Genomic DNA, 19,461 nt, shown 5'->3' with positions numbered 1-19,461 from the left:
CTGACAGTTTAATCCCAGATGATGACACTTGTGTTCCTGGAAGGCAATTAATAGGAAGAAGGGGAAACCCCGTAGAGTGCTTTAAAGCATTTGGCGAAATAGGAGAGATTGTTGAAACCTACTTGATAGGCAATCTGGGTAACCGAATCCGACTTGCTGGAAAGAAGTTGCGCCGCCCGTTTTAATCTAAAATTTCGAAGAAGTTCTCCAGGGGATTCATTGGTAAGCGCTTTTAATTTTCGATGCAATTGGGTTTTGCTCATGGCCATGGCTTCTTGCATCTGGGGAACTCCAAATTGGGGATTTGAATGTTCTTCTTCCAAAACTTCCAACAGCTTTTCCAGAAACTTTTGATCCAATGAGGTAGTTGCCACTTTGGAAGGATCCACCTTGTTTTCTAAATCGGTAAAATGCTGTTTGAGGCGCTCTCTTTGGGCAATCAAGTTTTTTACCCTGGTTCTAAGTTCCTTTGCATTAAATGGTTTGGTCATATATTCATCCGCTCCACTTTCCAGGCCTTCAATCTTGTTATCCATTCCCGCCCTAGCGGTCAGCATAATGATCGGCAAATGACTTGTTTCCAAATCGCTCTTCAATATTTGGCAAAGTTCTATCCCATCCATTTTTGGCATCATCAAATCGGTTATTACCAAATCAGGTTCCATGCTTTTGGCCTTTTCCACCCCAGCCGCTCCGTGATGTGCTTCGGTTATTCGGTATAAATCCAAAAGATTCCCTTTGATGAACTGTCTCATATCCGCATTGTCCTCCACCAATAATATTTGAGGCAATTTTCGCTTATCTGCCTTGGTAAGCTCAAAGGGGTTTGGACGTTCTTTGTCTGAATCTATCTGACGAATTGCATCCGCCTTTGTCCGCCTTGTCTCAATTTTGGTTACCGGTAGTTGCACGGTAAAAAAAGTACCTTTTCCTTCCTCACTGGTTACTGTAATAGTTCCATCCATCAATGCAACCAAATCTTTCGAAAGCGATAATCCAATACCTGAACCTCCCTGTTCCCTGGTACTCCCTCCATCAACTTGATAAAATCGATCAAAAATAAAAGGGAGTTTTTCTTCGGAAATGCCTTTTCCCGAATCGGAAACCTGCAAATTGAGCTCCCCCTCCTTATAACTGGCCCAAAAACTAATCAAGGATCCATCTGGGGTAAATTTGAATGCGTTGCTCAATAGGTTATAGACCACTTTTTCCAGTTTGTCCCGATCAAAAGAGGCCCACAAGGGCGTATCCGGTATTTGCACGCGGTAATCCATGTTCCGCTGGGCCGCATGTGAATTAAAGGACGAGGTAGCGGCCCAAAGACATTTGAACACATCACCCTCCGTAGGTTTTAATTTTAACTTCCCCTGGTCTATTTTGGAAAGCTCCAACAGCTGGTTGACCAACCCAAGAACTTTATTTGCATTCCTTCGTATCATTTTCACATCCTCCCGATCCAGACTTTCTTCAGGATTTTGTTCCAATCGTTCAATGGGCCCTTTGATCAGTGTCAAGGGAGTTCTAAATTCGTGCGAAACATTCGCAAAAAAATTGGACTTCAATTCATCCAATTCACGGAGTTCCCTATTGGCTTTTTTCTTGATTCGAAACTGGTTGTAAAACAACCCTCCCAGTAAAAGCGACAGGAGGGTCAGCACAATGATTCCATTTCTTTCGGTTTCCCTTTTTTTTAGTTGGAGGGATTGAAGCTCCTTCTCTGATGCCAAGAGTTCTATTTCCTTGGTCTTTTGATCGTTTTGGTATTTGGCCTCCAACTCGTTGGTGACCGAAAGCATATTTTTACTGTACAAACTATCCGAAAGAACCTGTCTTTGAAGGGCGTGCGAGTGGGCCTTTTCAAAATCTCCCAGATTTGCGTAAGAACCTTGTAGATATTTGTGAAGTTTTAGATCCAGCTCCAAGTCCTTGAGGGGTTTGGATTGTACCATTAAATTTTGGGACATGCGAATGCTTTCCTCAAAATTCCCTAGACCAAATGCTGTAGCCACTTTCCCAAACATGGCATCGGAATACAGGTTCTTGTCTCCCACCTCTTGGGCCAGGGCAAGCGCCTCATCAAATTTTGGTCCTGCTCTTTTAAAGTCTTCGAGCTTGTTATAGACCACCCCAATATTGTTCAACACCCTGCCCTGTCCCAATCTATCATTCATCAAAATTTTAAGTTCCAGCGCCTGTTCATGATACTTCAAGGCATCTTCAAATCTGTCAACTTCCATGTATACACCAGCCAAATTGGTTAGACAAGCAGAAATCCCTGGTTTAAAATCGAGTTCTTCAACTAGAGCCAATGCGTTTTTATAATGGGATATGGCCTTGTCGTACAGCTTTTGCTTTTTATAGATGCTGGCTACGTAATTTAGGATACGTGCCTCGTTGTCCTTGTTTTCAACTTCCTTGGCCAATTCCAAGGCAGCAAAATAATGGTTCAGGGCATCCTCAAAGTTGGATTGGATGTGATCCAGGTAGCCAAGTTCGGTCAATACGTCGGCCTCCATCTTTTTATCATTCAGGCGGACAAAAATTTCTAGGGCTTCATCCAATGCTGCCTTGGCTTCCACGTTCCTCCCCAAACCTGAGAGCGCAAAACTCTTTACCCGTTTGGCATCTGCATACTCAAATTCACGATTAAGTTTCTTTGTCAATTCTTCTGCCGCCAAGGCATAGTTGAGCGCATCTGGGTAGCTATTTCGAAACGTTTGCCAATACAGGTCAAAGTATGCTTTTACTTTGAGGCTGTCATCGGGCATGGATGGTAATTTATGAAGTATACTGTCCACCTTCGATTGGGGGAACGCAAAAATCGAAACAAGAAAAAAAAGGATATGGAGTTGCCGTACCACCTTTGGGCCTATTACCTACAAGTTATTCAAATTGAACGAATAATGGTAGTACAATCTCATTTGGAACACTAACAGGGAAGTTCCATTTTATCCCATTTGTGTATCCAAAACAAGATTTTCAACGGCTATTCTCAACTATTGTCCAGAGGATTCCATCGCTTTGGAAAAAGACCAACGGTCAAGTTCTTCGATGAAGTGTTTGCCCCCTCATCTTCCACCACAACTTTTGGATTATTCACAACAAAAGTTTAGGCACAAACAACAGATAAGCTACTTTCATAATGTTTTTAAGTGTTAGTGTTACAACCTGGTCTTCCATAAGCTTAACCTACTTAGACCTTGGTACACAAAACACCCCAAATTGTAAAATAACCCCACAAAAAAGCCCTCCATTTTGAGGGCTTTTTTGATTGTAGAAGTGAGCTTAAGTTAATTAGTCCTTCGAGCCAATTCGAGTAATTCGTGTCAGACCATTAAGCCAAGTATTGAAGCTCCTTACGGTTCTCGATACATCCCGAATTTCATTTGGGGCACTCGAACTGACGGTGAAATCGATTTTCCCTGTTCCTTGATCTAAAAGGAATAGCTCAGTCCGAAAGTCCAATAGGTTTGCAACTCATTATCAATAGTGTCAAAGGTTGCAGTTGGGTCTGGTGTTGGAGCGTTGTTTACTATATAATTCAGGGTCTCCTGTTTGTTGTTTCGCAAACCAAAATCAAACCCAACCCCGATGACCTTCCATAAGGTATAGGCGAATGAGTTGGTCCAGGTCCAGTTACTTAAATCCCCACTCTCATAACTTTGGAACATGGACAAATTGGTCTTAAAGCTTACGGCTCCCAATTTCTTGGTATAGTCGGCCACAATCTTTGCTCCAAGTGAAGAATTGAATATGGTGTCCTCATTGCTAAATACAAAGTTGTAGTTCAGTGGATGGATAACCACCACCAAATCCGTAACGGGTGTCCAAGTTCCCCCAACACCCAAATCCAAATAACCCGGGTCATTAAAGTTGCTTAAAATGGTGGTTCGATATTCGCCTAATCCCGAAACTGCAAATTTGTCACTGAGTTTTCTTCCATAAAGCGATGAGATGTTGAACACATCCGTAGCTTCTCGGAATCCGTCATCATCGGTAGGATCGTCCTTGTCGTCCAGTTTTACCCAACTTAAATTGATGTTGGCTGCATTGCGCCAAAAGAATTTTTCTTCCTGTTGGTTGGCAAAGGCATTCACGGTGAACCCAATGGTACCTGAACTGTTGTTGGGCAGGCCTTGGGCAAACCAATTGTTAAAGTTGGACAAGCTTCCGCCAATGGTTCCAAAGGCACCCACCTTCCATCCTGGCAGGGCATCCAATTGGGCTTGAAGTGCATCCACACGCCCTTGGATAGCAGCAATTGAATCTTTTTTCGGAGCCATTTCGGCTTTGATTTCCTCGGCCGTCTGGGCTCGGGATAAAAATGCAGTAAGCAGCGCTGTTGCAAAAAGTAGTCGTTTCATAGTATGGAGTTTAATGCTTAGAACCGTAAAAATAAAAAAGGTCACATAGAATCTCGAATAAAGAATCAAGTTCAAAATACAAGCTCAAGTTCAATGACCAATGTCTGGTGTTTGGTGTTTGGTGTTTGTTGCTGGGTGCTGGGTGAAGCTGATAGCTGTCAACCGTGAACTGTCAACTGACCACTGATTACTGATTACTGATTACTGATTACTGATTACTAAAGAACAATTTTCCATTTTCAACTAAACCCCTACCCCTTTTCCCATTAACCCAAATATGCCATCCATCAATCCAAACAGGGCATTCGTCAATTGGCACCCAAAACTGCAATCATTTTATACTTCCTTGCGCCTTTAATCTAAAATCCAAAAAAGATGAAAAAGATTCCCTACTTCGTTTCCATGCTACTTTTGATAGGAATTATAGTTGTGGCCTGTAAAAAAGATGATGACTCCACGCCACCTGGTGCTAACCATACGGTGACAGGTTTTACCCCTGCCAGCGGGTCGGTTGGAACCTTGGTGACCGTTAACGGAACCAACTTTACAAATCAAAACATTTCCGTGAATTTTAATGGAGTTGATGCCACCGTAAGCAGTGTCAATATATCCGGTAAATCCTTAATGGTTTTTGTTCCCGAAGATGCCGAAACTGGAAAAATTTCCGTAACCATAGATGATGTAGAGGTCAAGAGTGCTGCAAACTTTACTGTAACTGATGAGGTTTCTGGGCCAGAATCCATTGAACTTGCCGATAACTATTTGGAAATGTACACTTTGGATACCGCCAAATTTCCAGAGATTACCAATTGGGACGAGTTCCCCGATGGTTCTTCCATTCAGATTGAATCCAACAACCCAGACATTGTTGACATTAATGAAGATGGGGATTTGGTCGCTTTGCAATCTGGGGTAGCTGATATAACGATCACCATTGGTGAACTGACTGCTACTGTGGATGTGGATGTAAATCCCAGTATTATTGTGGCTGGTTATGATACCGATGACCAAGACAATTCTTTTGCCACCTTATGGATCAATGGTATACCAACCAGACTAACAGATGGCAACTCCGCCGCTGCTGCCGATGCTGTTGTTTTGGAGGGTCAAAAAATTTATGCTGCTGGTACCGATCACAATGGAACTACATATGTTGCATATACCTGGGAGGTTGATGGTACGACCAAAATTGCCACAGAGTTAACAGAAGGAATTTATAGTGCGCGAGCGCGTGGAATTGCAATTAAAGATGATATAGTTTATGCTGTAGGTTATGAAAGTAATGGCGATACCACAAAAGCATATCAGTGGGAGAACATAAATTCAGTTGAATTGAGCCCAACAACTTCCGTTGCTAAAGCTATAACTCTTAATGGAGATGATGTATTGGTTGGAGGCTATTATTTTAAAAACGGAAAAGATATTGCGGTAGTCTGGGAGAATAAGCTTCCTACTGATTTGACCTTGGGGGAATTTGATGCAAGTGCTAATTCGGTCTATGCCTACAACAACTATTCCTTTGCAGCAGGTTACGAAAAAAATGAAAACAACAAAAGGGTTGCAAAAGTGTGGGTCAAGGATGTATCCGTTCATGAATTGACCGACGGAACCAACAGTGCTGTGGCATACTCTGTAACCGCCAATGGCTCGCAGGTCTGCGCTGTGGGCAATGAAACCATAAATGGGGTAAATGTTGCCAAGTTTTGGATAATAAAAGATGGTATAATCACATCCAAGGATATTACAAACGGAGAAATGGATGCAGGCGCAGATTCAATTTTTGAACTCAATGGGGTTTATTATGTAGCTGGATATGAAAATGATGGAGGAAAAGATATTGCTGTTTATTGGATTGTTGACCAAAACGGAGTTGTCATTGATAAAGAAGAATTATCGTCATATTACAGCTACACTCATTCCATAATTGCAAGATAATTTTGGAAATAAAATATCATTTAAGGCCGCCCAAAGGGCGGCTTTTTATTTCCTCTTATAAAGAGGCACCGCAGAACAAGCCTCACCGTACATTACGCTTTTGGCAACCTGTTGTATTTGGGTCATGGCCAAGATATAGGCGTTTTCCGGTACGGGTTTGTTGGAGCAACCTTTAATAATAACGGGTTTATCCTTTAAGGGTTCCAAGTCCAATTGGAGGAGTTGCTCTTGGTAAAGTGCAGTTTCCAAAGTTTCTAAATCGCCCAAAACCACTTTTTTGGCAAAAGGGGCCAATTTGGAGGTCACCAACATATAGGCCCAACCCGGTACTATGGCATCTGTAGAACACGTCAAAGCCACATAGGCATCTTGGTATTGGGACCAATCTTGAATATCCAAGTGGGCCCTATATTCCTTTTCCCGAAGAATGAAGCCTTCATGCAGCCAATCTTTAATATCCAATACTTCCCTGCGACCTTCTTGGTATAGATCCTCAAGGTCAAAGGTGATCAGTTTGCTTTCTGCTACTCTGTTTCTTATTTCTTCCATCTGTCATTCCTGTGAAAACAGGAATCTTTTTAAACTAACTGGATTCCGCATTAAATGCGGAATGACATTCCGTTCCCTAGAGAAGTCCCAACTCCAACTTCGCCTCTTCACTCATCAAATCCTGGGTCCAAGGGGGGTCAAAGGTGATTTCCACCTCAACATCTTTAAGGATATCCAAGGATTTTACCTTTTCCTCTACCTCAACTGGCAAAGTTTCTGCCACCGGGCAATTGGGCGTAGTCAAGGTCATAAGAATCTTCACATCGTAATCCTCATTAACAAATACGTCGTAAATCAATCCCAGTTCGTAAATGTCCACTGGAATTTCCGGATCATAAATGGTCTTCAACACCCCAACGATTTTCTCTCCGAGTTCTTGGGTATCTATAGTGGTTTCTTCACTCATTTTTTTAGTTTAGGTGTTTAGATGTTTATTGTTTAGAAGGCCTATAAACTCCCAAACTCTTGCCCTTCTAAACTCAATTCAATTGTGTCTGATAGGCCACAGCATACAACTTCAGTTGCTTGATCATGCTTACCAAACCATTGGCCCGTGTGGGCGATAAATGTTCCTTAAGTCCAATCTCATCAATAAATTCCGTATCGGCATCTATAATATCCTGCGGTCTTTGGTTGCTAAAGGCCCGAATCAAAATGGCAATGATTCCCTTGGTAATAATAGCATCACTATCCGCAGTAAACACCAGTTTGTCATTGTCCAATTCAGCATGCACCCACACTTTACTTTGGCAACCTTTGATAATATTGTCCTCGGTTTTGTATTGCTCTTCTATCAGGGGAAGGGATTTGCCCAGTTCAATCATGTACTCGTACCGCTGCATCCAATCGTCAAACATGGAAAACTCGTCAACAATCTCTTCCTGTATTTCAGCTATGGTCATCTATAAATTTTGTTCAAAAATACGATTCAGGCTCTTGCCCATCAAACCTTTAAGATAAAGATAACTTTAGGCTAGAGCAGCATGTTCCTGGCCCGCTTAACGCCTTCAACCAGCACATCCACTTCCTCTTTGGTATTGTAAAAGCTAAAGCTTGCACGTACCGTTCCCGGAATACCATAAAAGTCCATGATAGGTTGCGCGCAGTGGTGCCCAGTACGTACCGCTATGCCCAATTTATCCAAGATGGTTCCTATATCGTAGGGATGAATGCCTTCAATATTGAATGAAATCACAGACGTCTTGTCCTCTGCTGTACCATAAATCCGAAGTCCTTCAATACTTAACAACTGCTCCGTGGCATATTCGAGTAAGTCCGATTCGTATTGGGCTATGGTTTCCATTCCAATGCCGTTCAGATAGTCCAGCGCCGCACCAAATGCAATCCCGCCACAAATATTGGGTGTGCCTGCCTCAAATTTATGCGGTAAATCAGCATAGGTGGTCTTTTCAAAAGTAACCTCTGCAATCATCTCACCTCCACCTTGATGGGGAGGCAATTTCTTCAACCATTCCTCTTTTCCATATAACATTCCAACCCCCGTTGGGCCACACATTTTATGAGCTGATGCGGTATAGAAATCCACATCCAAAGCTTGCATATCGGCTTTGATATGGGCTGCTGCCTGTGCTCCATCTATCAATACTGCAGCACCTACCTTATGGGAAGCTTCAATAATTTCTTCAATGGGATTTACCGTACCCAATGCATTGGAAACATGGTTGCAGAACACCAGTTTAGTTCGGTCTGAAAGCAGCTTATGGAACTCTTCCATCACCAATTCCCCATTTTCGTTCATGGGAATCACCTTCAAGACTCCTCCAGTTCTTTCACACAACATCTGCCAAGGCACAATATTGGAGTGGTGCTCCATGGCCGAAACCAAAATCTGATCGCCTTCGTTCAACAATGAAGTAAATCCGCTCGCTACCAAATTGATGCCATGGGTAGTTCCCGAAGTTAGGATTACCTGGTAAGCTTTGGCAATATTGAAATGGTTCTGGATTTTTTCGCGTGCAGCCTCATAGGCATCTGTGGCTTCCTGGGACAAGCTATGCACCCCACGATGGATGTTGGCATTGTACCTGTGGTAGTAATCCACAATCACATCAATGACCTGCTGAGGGGTTTGGGATGTTGCCGCGTTGTCCAAATACACCAGCGGCTTTCCATTCACCTCTCTTTGCAAAATGGGAAAATCCTTTCGGATTTTTTGGATATCCAAGCCTACTTCCAACATAGATTACAGATCAAATCCCACCCTTACACCAAGGGTGTTTGCGATAATTTTGTTGATGCGTTTTTTGAGTTCGGGAATGCGAACACTTTCCAATACGTTGTTGGCAAAGGCATACATCAATAATGCGGTGGCTTCCTTCTTTGGGATTCCCCTGGATTGCAGATAGAACAAAGCATCTTCATCCAATTGGCCTATGGTACAACCGTGGGAGCATTTTACGTCGTCCGCAAAAATTTCCAATTGGGGCTTGGTATTAATTGTTGCCTTGTCGCTAAGTAGAATGTTATTGTTCTGCTGAAAGGCATTGGTCTTTTGAGCTATCTGATCTACGATGATCTTCCCATTGAAAACTCCAGTTGACCTCTCCCCAAAAATTCCCTTGTAATCCTGATGGCTTTCACAATTGGGTTGTGCATGGTGCACCAAGGTGTGATGATCTACATGCTGTTTTTCACCCAAAATGGTCACCCCTTTTAAGGTCGAATCAATTCGTTCCCCGTTTTGATAAAAATTAAGGTTGTTTCGCGTTAGTTTTCCGCCAAAGGAAAAGGTATGCACGCGAACAACGCTGTTATCTTTTTGGGAGATATAGGTGTTATCCACCAAGGAAGCGGTCTTCGCATCGTTTTGAACTTTGTAGTAATCCACAATGGCATCTTTGGCAGCAAAAATCTCCGTCACAGCATTGGTGAACACTTCGTTTTTGGTTAAACTTTGATGACGCTCAATAATCTGTACCTCAGCATTTTCTTCCGCAATGATCAAATTCCGGGGTTGAAGCATCAATGCAGCTTCGTTTCCAGTTGCAAAATGTACAATCTGAATAGGTTTTCTTGGCGCTTTGTTCTTTGGAATATAGATATAGGCACCCTCTCTACTGAAAGCGGTATTCAATGTGGTAAGCGACTCATCCTTGGAGGCCACTTTATTAAAATAAAGCTCTATGATCTGCTTGTACATGGGCTTGCTGAATGCAGCACTCATCAAACAGACATCTACTCCGTCATGTGTAGTTTCCGACAGGTATGAGCTATAGACCCCATCAATAAAAACAATCTTGTAGGTATCTATCTCGTGAAGGAAATATTTTTTGATGTCCCTGTACTCCAGGGTATTTTCCTGTTTTGGAAATACACTGAAGTCGACCTTTTGAAGATTGTTCAAGGAAGTATACTTCCAGGCCTCTTCTTTTTTGGAAGGAAACCCTTTTTCCTCAAAATTCTTGATGGCCTCTGACCGAACTTCGTGTATCGGATTATCCAAATCCACGTTGTTCTCAAAAGCTATAAATGAAGAAAGTAATTTATCTTTTAAATCCATTTTCTTTCTCGTTGTCATTCCCGTGAAAACGGGAATCTTAAAATTTTCGGTTTATCACATCAAAGGATTCCTACGACCGTAGGAATGACGTAGGACTTAGACAACCGTCTCCTGCTTTATCCAGTCGTACCCTTTTTCCTCCAATTCCAATGCCAATTCCTTGGTGCCCGATTTTACAATTTTTCCGTCGTGCAATACGTGCACAAAGTCGGGAACAATATACTCCAGCAATCTTTGGTAGTGGGTAATCACAATGATGGCATTCTCTCCACCACGTAACTTATTTACGCCATTGGCCACAATGCGCAATGCATCGATATCCAACCCTGAATCCGTTTCATCCAAGATAGCCAGTTTAGGTTCCATCATCGCCATTTGGAAAATCTCATTTCGTTTTTTCTCTCCTCCAGAAAATCCTTCGTTCAATGAACGGGACAAAAACTTGCGGTCTATTTCCAACAGCTCAGATTTTTCACGAATCAACTTTAGCATCTGGTTGGCAGGCATATCCTCCAAGCCCCGTGCTTTTCTGGATTCATTGATGGCCGTTTTCATGAAGTTGGTCACCGATACCCCTGGAATCTCAACCGGATATTGGAAGGAAAGAAAAATTCCTTTGTGCGCTCTTTCTTCAGGAGCCAATTCTTCCAAATCTTCGCCTTCCAAAGCAATGCTTCCTTTTTTAACCTCAAATTCTTCCTTGCCCGCAATTACCGAAGCCAAGGTACTTTTCCCGGAACCATTGGGCCCCATAATGGCATGAACCTCTCCTGGATTCACCTGAAGGTTGATTCCCTTAAGGATTTTTTTGTCCTCCACGCTGGCGTGTAAATTCTTTATCTCTAGCATTTTCAAAATTGTCTTCTTTGTTTGAATTATTTGATTTCGGCTACGCTCAATCACCCTGATAGGTAGCTGAGCGGAGTCGAGGCTATCCAACTGAGCCTTCCAGGCTTATTTCCAATAATTTTTGGGCTTCAACGGCGAACTCCATGGGAAGTTTGTTCAAAACCTCCTTGCTAAATCCGTTTACGATCAAGGCTATGGCCTTTTCCGTATCAATCCCTCTTTGGTTGCAATAGAAGATTTGATCCTCCCCAATTTTACTGGTCGTGGCCTCATGCTCTATTTGTGCCGATTTATTTTTTGTTTCGATATACGGGAAAGTATGCGCACCGCAACGGTTGCCCATCAAAAGTGAGTCACACTGTGAAAAGTTTCTGGCATTTTCTGCTCTGCTGTTCACCTGGACCAAACCACGGTAACTGTTTTGTGATTGCCCCGCAGAAATTCCCTTGGAAATAATGGTACTCTTGGTGTTTTTCCCCAAGTGGATCATTTTGGTTCCCGTATCTGCCTGTTGGAAATTGTTTGTTACTGCAATGGAATAAAATTCCCCAATGGAATTGTCTCCTTTTAGCACACAGGATGGATATTTCCAGGTCACTGCCGATCCCGTTTCTACCTGTGTCCAAGAAATTTTCGCGTTTTTCTCGCAAATCCCTCTTTTGGTCACAAAGTTGAACACACCCCCTTTACCTTCTTTATCACCAGGAAACCAGTTCTGTACGGTAGAATACTTAATTTCAGCATCATCCAGGGCTATAAGTTCTACCACAGCGGCATGCAATTGATTTTCATCCCGTGAAGGGGCTGTACACCCTTCCAGATAACTCACATAACTTCCTTCATCCGCAATTACCAAAGTTCTTTCGAACTGACCCGTACCTGCTTGGTTGATCCTGAAATACGTGGAAAGTTCCATGGGACATCTAACTCCTTTCGGGATATAACAGAAAGATCCGTCAGAGAAAACTGCCGAGTTCAATGCTGCATAAAAGTTGTCTTTTTGGGGAACCACGGTCCCGATATATTTTTTGACCAATTCTGGATGTTCTTGGATCGCTTCAGAAATGGAACAAAAGATGATTCCTTTTTCCGCCAAGGTTTTTTTGAAGGTCGTCGCCACGGAAACAGAATCCATGACAATATCCACCGCAACACCTGCCAACTTTTTCTGTTCATCCAAAGAAATTCCCAACCGCTTGAAAGTGTCCAGCAACTCGGGATCTACCTCATCCAAGCTATTGTACTTGGGTTTTTTGTTCGGCGCGGAATAATAGGAGATGTCCTGAAAATTGGGTTTCTCGTATTGCACATTGGCCCACTCCGGTTCTTCCATGGCTTTCCAGGCACGGAAGGCCTCCAGACGCCATTCGGTCATCCATTCGGGTTCCTGTTTCTTTTGGGAAATGGCAATAACAATGTCCTCGCTCAATCCCTTGGGAAAGGTGTCCGATTCAATATCTGTGTAGAAACCATACTCGTATTCCTTGGTTTCCAGTTCTTTCTTTAATTCTTCCTCTGTATAAGCCATACTTTACATTTAGCCAATGAGCAATGGACAATTAACAATGTTCAATTAGAGTGAAAAGCTTTCTCCACAGCCACATGTTCTTTGGGCGTTGGGGTTGTTGAAGACAAAGCCTTTACCGTTGAGTCCCCCTGAATATTCCAGTGTGGTGCCCACTAAGTATAAAAAGCTCTTTTTATCTACGATAATTCGCACTGCATTATCCTCAAAAACCTTGTCGTTTTCTGCAGCGGATTTGTCAAAATTCAGTTCATAGGATAATCCACTGCAGCCCCCACTTTTTACACCAACCCGAACAAAGTCCGTGGATGCATCGAAGCCTTCCTCAGTCATCAAGCTAACTACCTTTTGTTTGGCTGTTTCCGAAACTTTAATCATTCTACTTGGATTTATTCTAAATAGCGTACAAATATAGGTCTTTAGTGGGGTTTTACCATAGTTCCTAACATTATAATAACGAATGCTGGAATAGGGGTTATCTATGGAACAGGGAAGTTATTTTATTTTGATGACCACAAGATCGCTCAGTCCTTTGGGCACGAGGCCTGGGAAGTCATCACTGGCGCTCTCTCCAACAAGCACCAAACTGCCATCGCTGTTCTCTACAACATCAAAGCCAAAATCGATTCCGGAACCCCCGAAAGTTTGTTGATATTCGATATTCCCGGATGCATCTGTCTTAATGACCCAAAGGTCGTTTTCCCCCTGGTTTTCCAGGGCATCTCCGTCAGTGCTTTTGGAGTTCCCCGCAATCAATAATCCCCCTTCTGCAGTTGCACTCACAGACTGGGCTGCATCAAAGGCCGTTCCCCCATACGTCCTTTCCCAAATCAATGCGCCAGCATCACTAACCTTGATCAACCATACATCGGACTCTCCATTATTTCTCGAAATATCGGTATCTGTGCTGAACGTGTTTCCAGTAACCACATAGGCCCCATCCAAAGTTTTTGCTATGCCATAGGCCTTGTCAATGCCTGTTCCTCCAAAAGACTGCTGCCAAATCAACTCTCCCTGATTGCTCACTTTGAGCACCCAAAAATCATAGCTTCCTTTGGGATCGGTAATATCAAAATCATCGCTTTCCGAAGCACCCGCCAAAACAAATCCGCCGTCGTCCGCCTGAACCACCCCATAGGAGCGGTCATTGTTGGTGCCTCCAAAATATCTACGCCATTCCAGATTGCCCTGTGCATCCAATTTGGTTCCCCAAAATTCTCCAACCCCATGCCTTGTTAGATAACCGCCTTTGCCCTCATTCCCTGCTCCGCCAGAAGAGGTTACATCCAAAAAACCTGAGAAGAAGAACCCGCCATCGGCCGTCTCAACAACATCATACGAATGGTCGTGACCAGAAAACCCAAAGCTCTTTTCCCAAAGAATATTTCCAGAATTGTCCAATTTCAAAATCCAGTTGTCATGGAACCCTTCGTTATTGCTCCCATCTCCATCATCACTCATGGCATAGCCCACTATGGCATAGCCTCCATCCCTGGTTTGAATCACGGACTGCCCCCGGTCATCTTTGGTTCCTCCGTAGGTTTTGCTCCAACTGAGATTGCCTTCTTGATCGAGCTTCAACAACCAATAGTCATTAACATTGGTGGACTTACCTGCCAAATCCCCATCCATACTGTTGCTATAACCTAAAACCGCATAGCCGCCATCCGAAGTTTGGATCACGGATTGGGCAGTGTCCTCCCCACTTCCTCCAAAACTTATCATCCAATCCACCTCTCCCACAAAGGTTCGCTGTAAGGGAAGATTTGTTGGTGAATCGTCATTGAGGCAACCCACTAGCATTGCCAGTATCAACATTCCTGCTAACTTCTTCATGGGACAATTTTAATTGGATTTTTGGATGACAAAGAGCCCGCCAACCGTATCACTGATAATAATTTTACCGCTTTCAAAAAATGGATATACACTCCAAACCCCATCAAATCCAGCAGTATTGTTGGCTGGAAGGGTGTCAAAAAAAGCTTTTTCCGAAATATTCTCATTTTCAATGTCCGAAATGTCAAGGACTCTCAGTCCAGCGGAATAATTGGCCAGGTAAAACTCATCTCCCAACACATAGCCGTTATGGTCAATTGCCCCTGTGGGACCCAAATAGGTGGTATGTAAAGTTGGGGTGTCCAAGTCTATAAAATCAAAAATGAGGGTTCGGGAATTGAATCCAAAATCGGGTTCGTCCAGTTCATCCCCTAAAATAAAGTAGCGGTGATCCTCGGTAAACCATCCCTGATGGGTATACCCCACATTGGTATAGGATAAAGTAGATATCCCTACTGGATTGGACTTGTCCGTGATATCCACAATGGCAATTTGGTTTTCATTGGCTCCAACAAAAATCTCTTGACCAGTGTAGTCCGTGTCCGGTCCTTGATAGGTAATCACTTGGGCATCATGGGTGTATCCGTTACCACCGTAGCCACCAACACCAGACGGACTGGTGGGATTTTGAACATTAATGAAATGAACCCCTCCGTTAAACATGTCGTTACGGGCCGTTCCTACAGGATAGGCATAGCCCATTTCTTCGTTGATGACAATGTTATGGGCATTCCCTATCCCTGTGTACCTGGCATCTGCTGATAAAACTTGGGGTGGGCTTTGCACATTCCGAAGTCTGGTTAAATCAAAAACCTGCATCCCATGATCAGGGGCTTCCGAAACAACAAAGGCATGGTTATTATAGACTTTTATATCTCTCCAGGTGCTATTGTCCGTTGCCGTTGGCATTTTTCCAACGTATATTGGATTTGAGGTGTCGGTAATATCCACAAAAGCAGTTCCATTGTTTAGCCCAATCAACGCATACTCCCTACTGTTTTCGGTATCTGTCCATCCCCAGATATCATTCCCGGAACCCGCGCTCAAGGAACTCAAATTCATATGGAATAACAAATCGTACCCATCACAAGGATATATTGCCGCCGTTCCACTTTCACAAGGTGTGGCTCCACGTGTTACATCCCCGCTTCCTATGTCTACAGTATTGCCTCCGCCATTATTGCCCCCATTGTTTCCTCCATTGTCTATGGGAGAAACAAAACCGTCATCACTGGAACACGATAGCATAATGAAAACCAAAAGGATGGTAAAGTGAGGTTTTACCATTTCAAAGCAATTTTAAGTTTAACTTAAAGATACCATTTTATAATTATCCTATTTACTTTTGCAAAATGCTAGAAAACAAGAACTCGCAGCGAACTGCCCTAGAGCAAATGGGTGAATTTGGCTTGATCAAACATCTGACCCAGCATTTTGAACTGACCCAACCTTCATCTTTGAAAGGGGTGGGCGATGATGCGGCAGTTTTGGACTTCAAGAACCAAAAAACCATTGTGTCCACTGATCTTTTGGTGGAAGGCGTACATTTTGATCTAAGCTATATGCCCCTAAAGCATTTGGGTTATAAGGCCGTCATGGTAAATCTTTCGGATGTCTATGCCATGAATGCCTCCGCAACACAGATTACAGTTTCGCTTGCAGTTTCCAACCGATTTCCTTTGGAAGCCCTTGAAGAATTCTACGCAGGCGTTGTCCAAGCCTGTAAATTATACAAGGTTGATTTGATAGGGGGCGATACCACCTCATCCACCAAAGGAATGTTGATTAGCGTAACGGCGCTAGGGGTTGCCAATGAGGATGATTTGGTTTATCGATCAGGCGCCAAAGCCAATGATCTATTGGTGGTAACGGGGGATTTGGGAGGTGCCTATTTGGGCCTTCAGGTTTTGGAACGTGAAAAAGAGGTGTTCAAGGTTAACCCCAACAGTCAACCTGATCTTGACCCCTACTCTTATATTGTGGAAAGGCAGTTAAAGCCTGAAGCTCGCAAAGACATTGTTGAACTACTGGACAAACTAGAGGTAAAACCAACTGCAATGATTGATATCAGTGATGGACTTTCTTCGGAAATTTTGCACCTCTGCGAGCAAAGTGGAACGGGTTGTAATCTTTTTGAGGATAAAATTCCATTGGACCCCACAGTGATTTCCACCGCTGAGGAGTTTAAAATGGATTCCACTACCATAGCTTTAAGTGGCGGGGAGGATTACGAATTACTCTTCACCATTGACCAAGCAGATTTCCCAAAGATCAAAGCCAATCCCAACCTAACGGTAATTGGTCATATGACCTCGAAAGAAGAGGGAACCCATTTGATCACCAGAGCCAACACAAAAATTGCTTTAACTGCTCAAGGTTGGAGTTCCTTCAACAAATAAAAATCCCGAAAACAAGGGCAACACTCGAAAGACGGTCTTGGGGCACGCGACTGCACTGAACGAGTTGCTTACTTAATTTCCGGGATAGCCCTTGAAATTTTTAATAGTGTGACGCTTACTACGCCACTTGGGGAACTTGTCTATTACGTCTTTTGCGATACATATCTGCCAAAGTACTGTTGATGTCCTGTCGCTGTGGGGTTAAAGCAGAAAGTTTACCACTTGCATCGGTGGTCACTTCTTTTTGACAATGCAGACATTTGTACTCTTTAATATGTTCTGTGACCTTTTTGGAAACTACGTAATGGTGTCCAAAAATGTTGCAGAAGAAAGAAGAAAATTTGTTGCCATGGTTGTGGGAGGAGGAAGTCTTCATAAGTTGGTGTTGTTTGGGGGGCATTCAAACGATTTGGGGATCGAAAAATGCGGTAACATTTAACTGTAATTCTATTTTATAATTCTAATGTTTTAGATTAGACATTTATTACTGCAACGGCTGTTGATAACTTTTTATTTTGTGAATCTAGCTGAAAAAGTTTTTTTTCGATGAAATACACACTTATCGATAAAAAGGGGCATTCCGCCGTTGACTTACTTGTTCGAAATATAATTATTTGATTTATTTTAACAAAAAATTATTAACACTTTATGAACAAAAAAACTGTCGCCGTAACCGCATTTGCACTTTTCTCCCTTTTTTTTGGCGCAGGTAATCTTATTCTACCACCGCTTATGGGTTTTAAGTCTGGAGATTTATGGTGGTTGGTTGCGCTAGGGTTTTGTTTATCGGCGGTTCTCATTCCCATTCTGGGAATTCTCGCCCACGCAAAATTACAGGGCACCATGTTCGACTTTGCCAAGAAGGTCTCTCCTACGTTCAGTATCGTCTATTGTTATATTGTATACGCCATTTCTATTGCCTTGCCGTCCCCCAGAACAGCATCGGTTACTCACGAAATGGCCATTCAACCCATTTGGGATTCCTCTTCCCTTCTGACTAGTATTATCTATTTTGTGTTGGTCTACATTTTTGTGGTCAACCGTTCCAAGATTTTGGATGTGATAGGTAAATTTTTGACTCCTGGAATTTTGATCGTGTTGGTATTGATCATGGGGGCAGCCATTTTTGGCTTGGATTTCAATTTTGGGGTTTCCCAGTTCAACAACTCCTTTACGGCCGGAATCTTGGAAGGTTACCAAACCTTTGACGCTATTGGAGCTGTAGTGGTAGGCGGGGTAATTATCATATCCATTAACCTAAAGGACAAGCAGGCCTCTTATGAAACCAAAAAAGGTCTTATCGCTAGAGCTGGATGGTTTGCTGGTCTGGGACTGTTTCTTATTTATGCAGGCTTGATCTTAACAGGATCTCTCTTCGGTGATTCTTTTGATTCTGAAATTTCCCGAACAGCACTGCTTAGTGGCATAAGCCAAAAAACTTGGGGAAACACCGCAGCACTATTGCTCAGTATCCTAGTGGGCCTTGCCTGTTTTACAACAGCCGTTGGAATCGTCACGGGCACCGCGGATTTCATCAAAGGACGATTTAATGATTCCCAAACAGCATATACCATCACCGCTATTATTGGCTGTATCCTTGGGGTACTCATGGGGCAATTCAATGTTGGGTATATTATTGCAGTGGCCTTACCAGCTCTGATGTTTATTTACCCCATTACCATTGTTTTGATCATTCTGAATGTGTTACCCGAAAAGTGGGCTTCGGCCAGGGTTTTCCGTTGGGTAGTGGCAGCCGCTATTCTATTTAGCGTTCCCGATTTTTTAAGGAGTGTTGGTCTCAAGGAACTTGTGCCGTATTATTTAACCAGTTTTCCTTTAGGCGAATTTAGCTTGGGCTGGATTTTACCCGCTATATCAGCATTCATCCTTAGCAGTATTAAACTGAACAGTACTATGCCCCACAAGAAAATTGCCCTTAATCATTTCGGCCTGTTCATAGGACTTCTAGGCTTTTTCTTCATCTTCTCCGAAATTTTAGTGGTTAAATTGTTCGGAGAAATTCATAATGTTATTCTCTGGTTACAAATGTTATTGGCGGGAACGATATTGTTGTTCCTTGTTACATTACTTTCATACTTTGTTTTTATCCTAAAAAAAACAAGAAAGTAAAATGAACAAACTCATTATTGTAGGTAACGGTTTTGATTTGGCTCACGGACTTCCAACATCATATAGACATTTTATTGATGATTTTTGGAGAAGTTTGAAAACCACTTATGGAAATGTACTAGACTTTTTTTCATCTTTGATTGGTGTAATAACCAATTTATCCTGCACCCATTCCACTTGTACGTATTCCCCTAATCTGAATCCCAACGCTTCCAACCATTTCCCTTCAATTCTAATCTCGGGAATAATAATTTGATCATACGTTCTTTTTCTATGCTTGGGTTGAATTTTAATTTTTTTCATTCATGAATTTTTATTGGGTTTTGCTCAAAAATAAGAAACTTATTTTCGTTT

17 protein-coding genes and 1 pseudogene are annotated in these 19,461 nt (G+C 42.7%); 4 read left to right on the top strand and 14 right to left on the bottom strand.

The genetic code is table 11. From position 1 onward, the window contains the following. Positions 1 to 47: 47 nt before the first annotated feature. Both ACOOE0_RS05925 and ACOOE0_RS05920 read right to left on the bottom strand, forming a co-directional pair. On the bottom strand, positions 48 to 2,768 hold the full coding sequence (locus ACOOE0_RS05925; RefSeq protein ID WP_420401547.1) for a tetratricopeptide repeat protein: 2,721 nt from the start codon (positions 2,766 to 2,768) through the stop codon (positions 48 to 50). Positions 2,769 to 3,434: 666 nt separating this feature from the next. Next, the gene (locus tag ACOOE0_RS05920; RefSeq protein WP_420401546.1) at positions 3,435 to 4,364 is read right to left on the bottom strand and encodes a DUF3078 domain-containing protein; all 930 of its coding nucleotides are present in this window, start codon (positions 4,362 to 4,364) and stop codon (positions 3,435 to 3,437) included. A 375-nt stretch (positions 4,365 to 4,739) separates the two neighbouring features. On the opposite strand from ACOOE0_RS05920, the gene ACOOE0_RS05915 reads away from it, so the two are divergent. Then, the gene (locus ACOOE0_RS05915; protein WP_420401545.1) at positions 4,740 to 6,299 is read left to right on the top strand and encodes an IPT/TIG domain-containing protein; all 1,560 of its coding nucleotides are present in this window, start codon (positions 4,740 to 4,742) and stop codon (positions 6,297 to 6,299) included. Positions 6,300 to 6,344: 45 nt separating this feature from the next. On the opposite strand, the gene ACOOE0_RS05910 is transcribed toward ACOOE0_RS05915, so the two are convergent. The 10 genes from ACOOE0_RS05910 to ACOOE0_RS05865 form a co-directional block, all read right to left on the bottom strand. After that, positions 6,345 to 6,848 carry a DUF2480 family protein gene (locus ACOOE0_RS05910; protein WP_420401544.1) on the bottom strand — a complete coding sequence of 168 codons (504 nt, stop codon included), beginning with the start codon at positions 6,846 to 6,848 and terminating at the stop codon, positions 6,345 to 6,347. Positions 6,849 to 6,924: 76 nt separating this feature from the next. After that, positions 6,925 to 7,254 (bottom strand): DUF59 domain-containing protein, encoded by a 330-nt coding sequence (locus tag ACOOE0_RS05905; RefSeq protein ID WP_299385923.1) that lies wholly within the window; start codon positions 7,252 to 7,254, stop codon positions 6,925 to 6,927. 73 nt (positions 7,255 to 7,327) lie between these two features. After that, positions 7,328 to 7,750 carry a SufE family protein gene (locus ACOOE0_RS05900; RefSeq protein WP_420401543.1) on the bottom strand — a complete coding sequence of 141 codons (423 nt, stop codon included), beginning with the start codon at positions 7,748 to 7,750 and terminating at the stop codon, positions 7,328 to 7,330. Between the two features lie 71 nt (positions 7,751 to 7,821). Beyond that, complete coding sequence (locus ACOOE0_RS05895; RefSeq protein ID WP_420401542.1) at positions 7,822 to 9,048, bottom strand: aminotransferase class V-fold PLP-dependent enzyme; 1,227 nt, start codon at positions 9,046 to 9,048, stop codon at positions 7,822 to 7,824. Between the two features lie 3 nt (positions 9,049 to 9,051). Continuing rightward, positions 9,052 to 10,368, bottom strand: coding sequence for a Fe-S cluster assembly protein SufD (sufD, locus tag ACOOE0_RS05890; RefSeq protein WP_420401541.1), 1,317 nt, complete (start codon positions 10,366 to 10,368; stop codon positions 9,052 to 9,054). A gap of 96 nt (positions 10,369 to 10,464) precedes the next feature. Next, complete coding sequence (sufC, locus tag ACOOE0_RS05885; RefSeq protein ID WP_420401540.1) at positions 10,465 to 11,217, bottom strand: Fe-S cluster assembly ATPase SufC; 753 nt, start codon at positions 11,215 to 11,217, stop codon at positions 10,465 to 10,467. Between the two features lie 82 nt (positions 11,218 to 11,299). Beyond that, positions 11,300 to 12,745 (bottom strand): Fe-S cluster assembly protein SufB, encoded by a 1,446-nt coding sequence (sufB, locus tag ACOOE0_RS05880; RefSeq protein WP_420401539.1) that lies wholly within the window; start codon positions 12,743 to 12,745, stop codon positions 11,300 to 11,302. Between the two features lie 45 nt (positions 12,746 to 12,790). Further along, complete coding sequence (locus tag ACOOE0_RS05875; protein WP_138836632.1) at positions 12,791 to 13,120, bottom strand: HesB/IscA family protein; 330 nt, start codon at positions 13,118 to 13,120, stop codon at positions 12,791 to 12,793. 117 nt (positions 13,121 to 13,237) lie between these two features. Continuing rightward, positions 13,238 to 14,578 carry a hypothetical protein gene (locus ACOOE0_RS05870; RefSeq protein ID WP_420401538.1) on the bottom strand — a complete coding sequence of 447 codons (1,341 nt, stop codon included), beginning with the start codon at positions 14,576 to 14,578 and terminating at the stop codon, positions 13,238 to 13,240. Between the two features lie 9 nt (positions 14,579 to 14,587). After that, on the bottom strand, positions 14,588 to 15,865 hold the full coding sequence (locus ACOOE0_RS05865) for a choice-of-anchor B family protein (protein WP_420401537.1): 1,278 nt from the start codon (positions 15,863 to 15,865) through the stop codon (positions 14,588 to 14,590). A 65-nt stretch (positions 15,866 to 15,930) separates the two neighbouring features. Between ACOOE0_RS05865 and thiL the strand changes: the two genes are divergently transcribed. Next, positions 15,931 to 16,977, top strand: a complete 1,047-nt coding sequence (gene thiL, locus ACOOE0_RS05860; RefSeq protein ID WP_420401536.1) for a thiamine-phosphate kinase — start codon at positions 15,931 to 15,933, stop codon at positions 16,975 to 16,977. Between the two features lie 118 nt (positions 16,978 to 17,095). Here the strand turns inward: thiL and ACOOE0_RS05855 are convergent, their stop codons facing one another. Then, the gene (locus ACOOE0_RS05855; RefSeq protein ID WP_420401535.1) at positions 17,096 to 17,353 is read right to left on the bottom strand and encodes a hypothetical protein; all 258 of its coding nucleotides are present in this window, start codon (positions 17,351 to 17,353) and stop codon (positions 17,096 to 17,098) included. Between the two features lie 272 nt (positions 17,354 to 17,625). Between ACOOE0_RS05855 and brnQ the strand changes: the two genes are divergently transcribed. Beyond that, positions 17,626 to 19,107: a branched-chain amino acid transport system II carrier protein gene (brnQ, locus tag ACOOE0_RS05850; RefSeq protein WP_420401534.1), complete on the top strand. Its 1,482-nt coding sequence runs from the start codon at positions 17,626 to 17,628 to the stop codon at positions 19,105 to 19,107. A 1-nt stretch (position 19,108) separates the two neighbouring features. After that, positions 19,109 to 19,171: pseudogene (locus ACOOE0_RS05845) on the top strand (AbiH family protein); the annotation flags it as partial. Between the two features lie 41 nt (positions 19,172 to 19,212). Here ACOOE0_RS05845 and ACOOE0_RS05840 read toward each other — a convergent pair. Next, positions 19,213 to 19,410, bottom strand: a complete 198-nt coding sequence (locus tag ACOOE0_RS05840; protein WP_420401533.1) for a SymE family type I addiction module toxin — start codon at positions 19,408 to 19,410, stop codon at positions 19,213 to 19,215. Between the last annotated feature and the right edge of the window lie 51 nt (positions 19,411 to 19,461).

Origin of the sequence: Flagellimonas sp. (assembly GCF_965215805.1) — a bacterium.
Classification (GTDB): Bacteria; Bacteroidota; Bacteroidia; order Flavobacteriales; family Flavobacteriaceae; genus Flagellimonas.
This window is presented reverse-complemented; position numbering and strand designations above follow the sequence as displayed.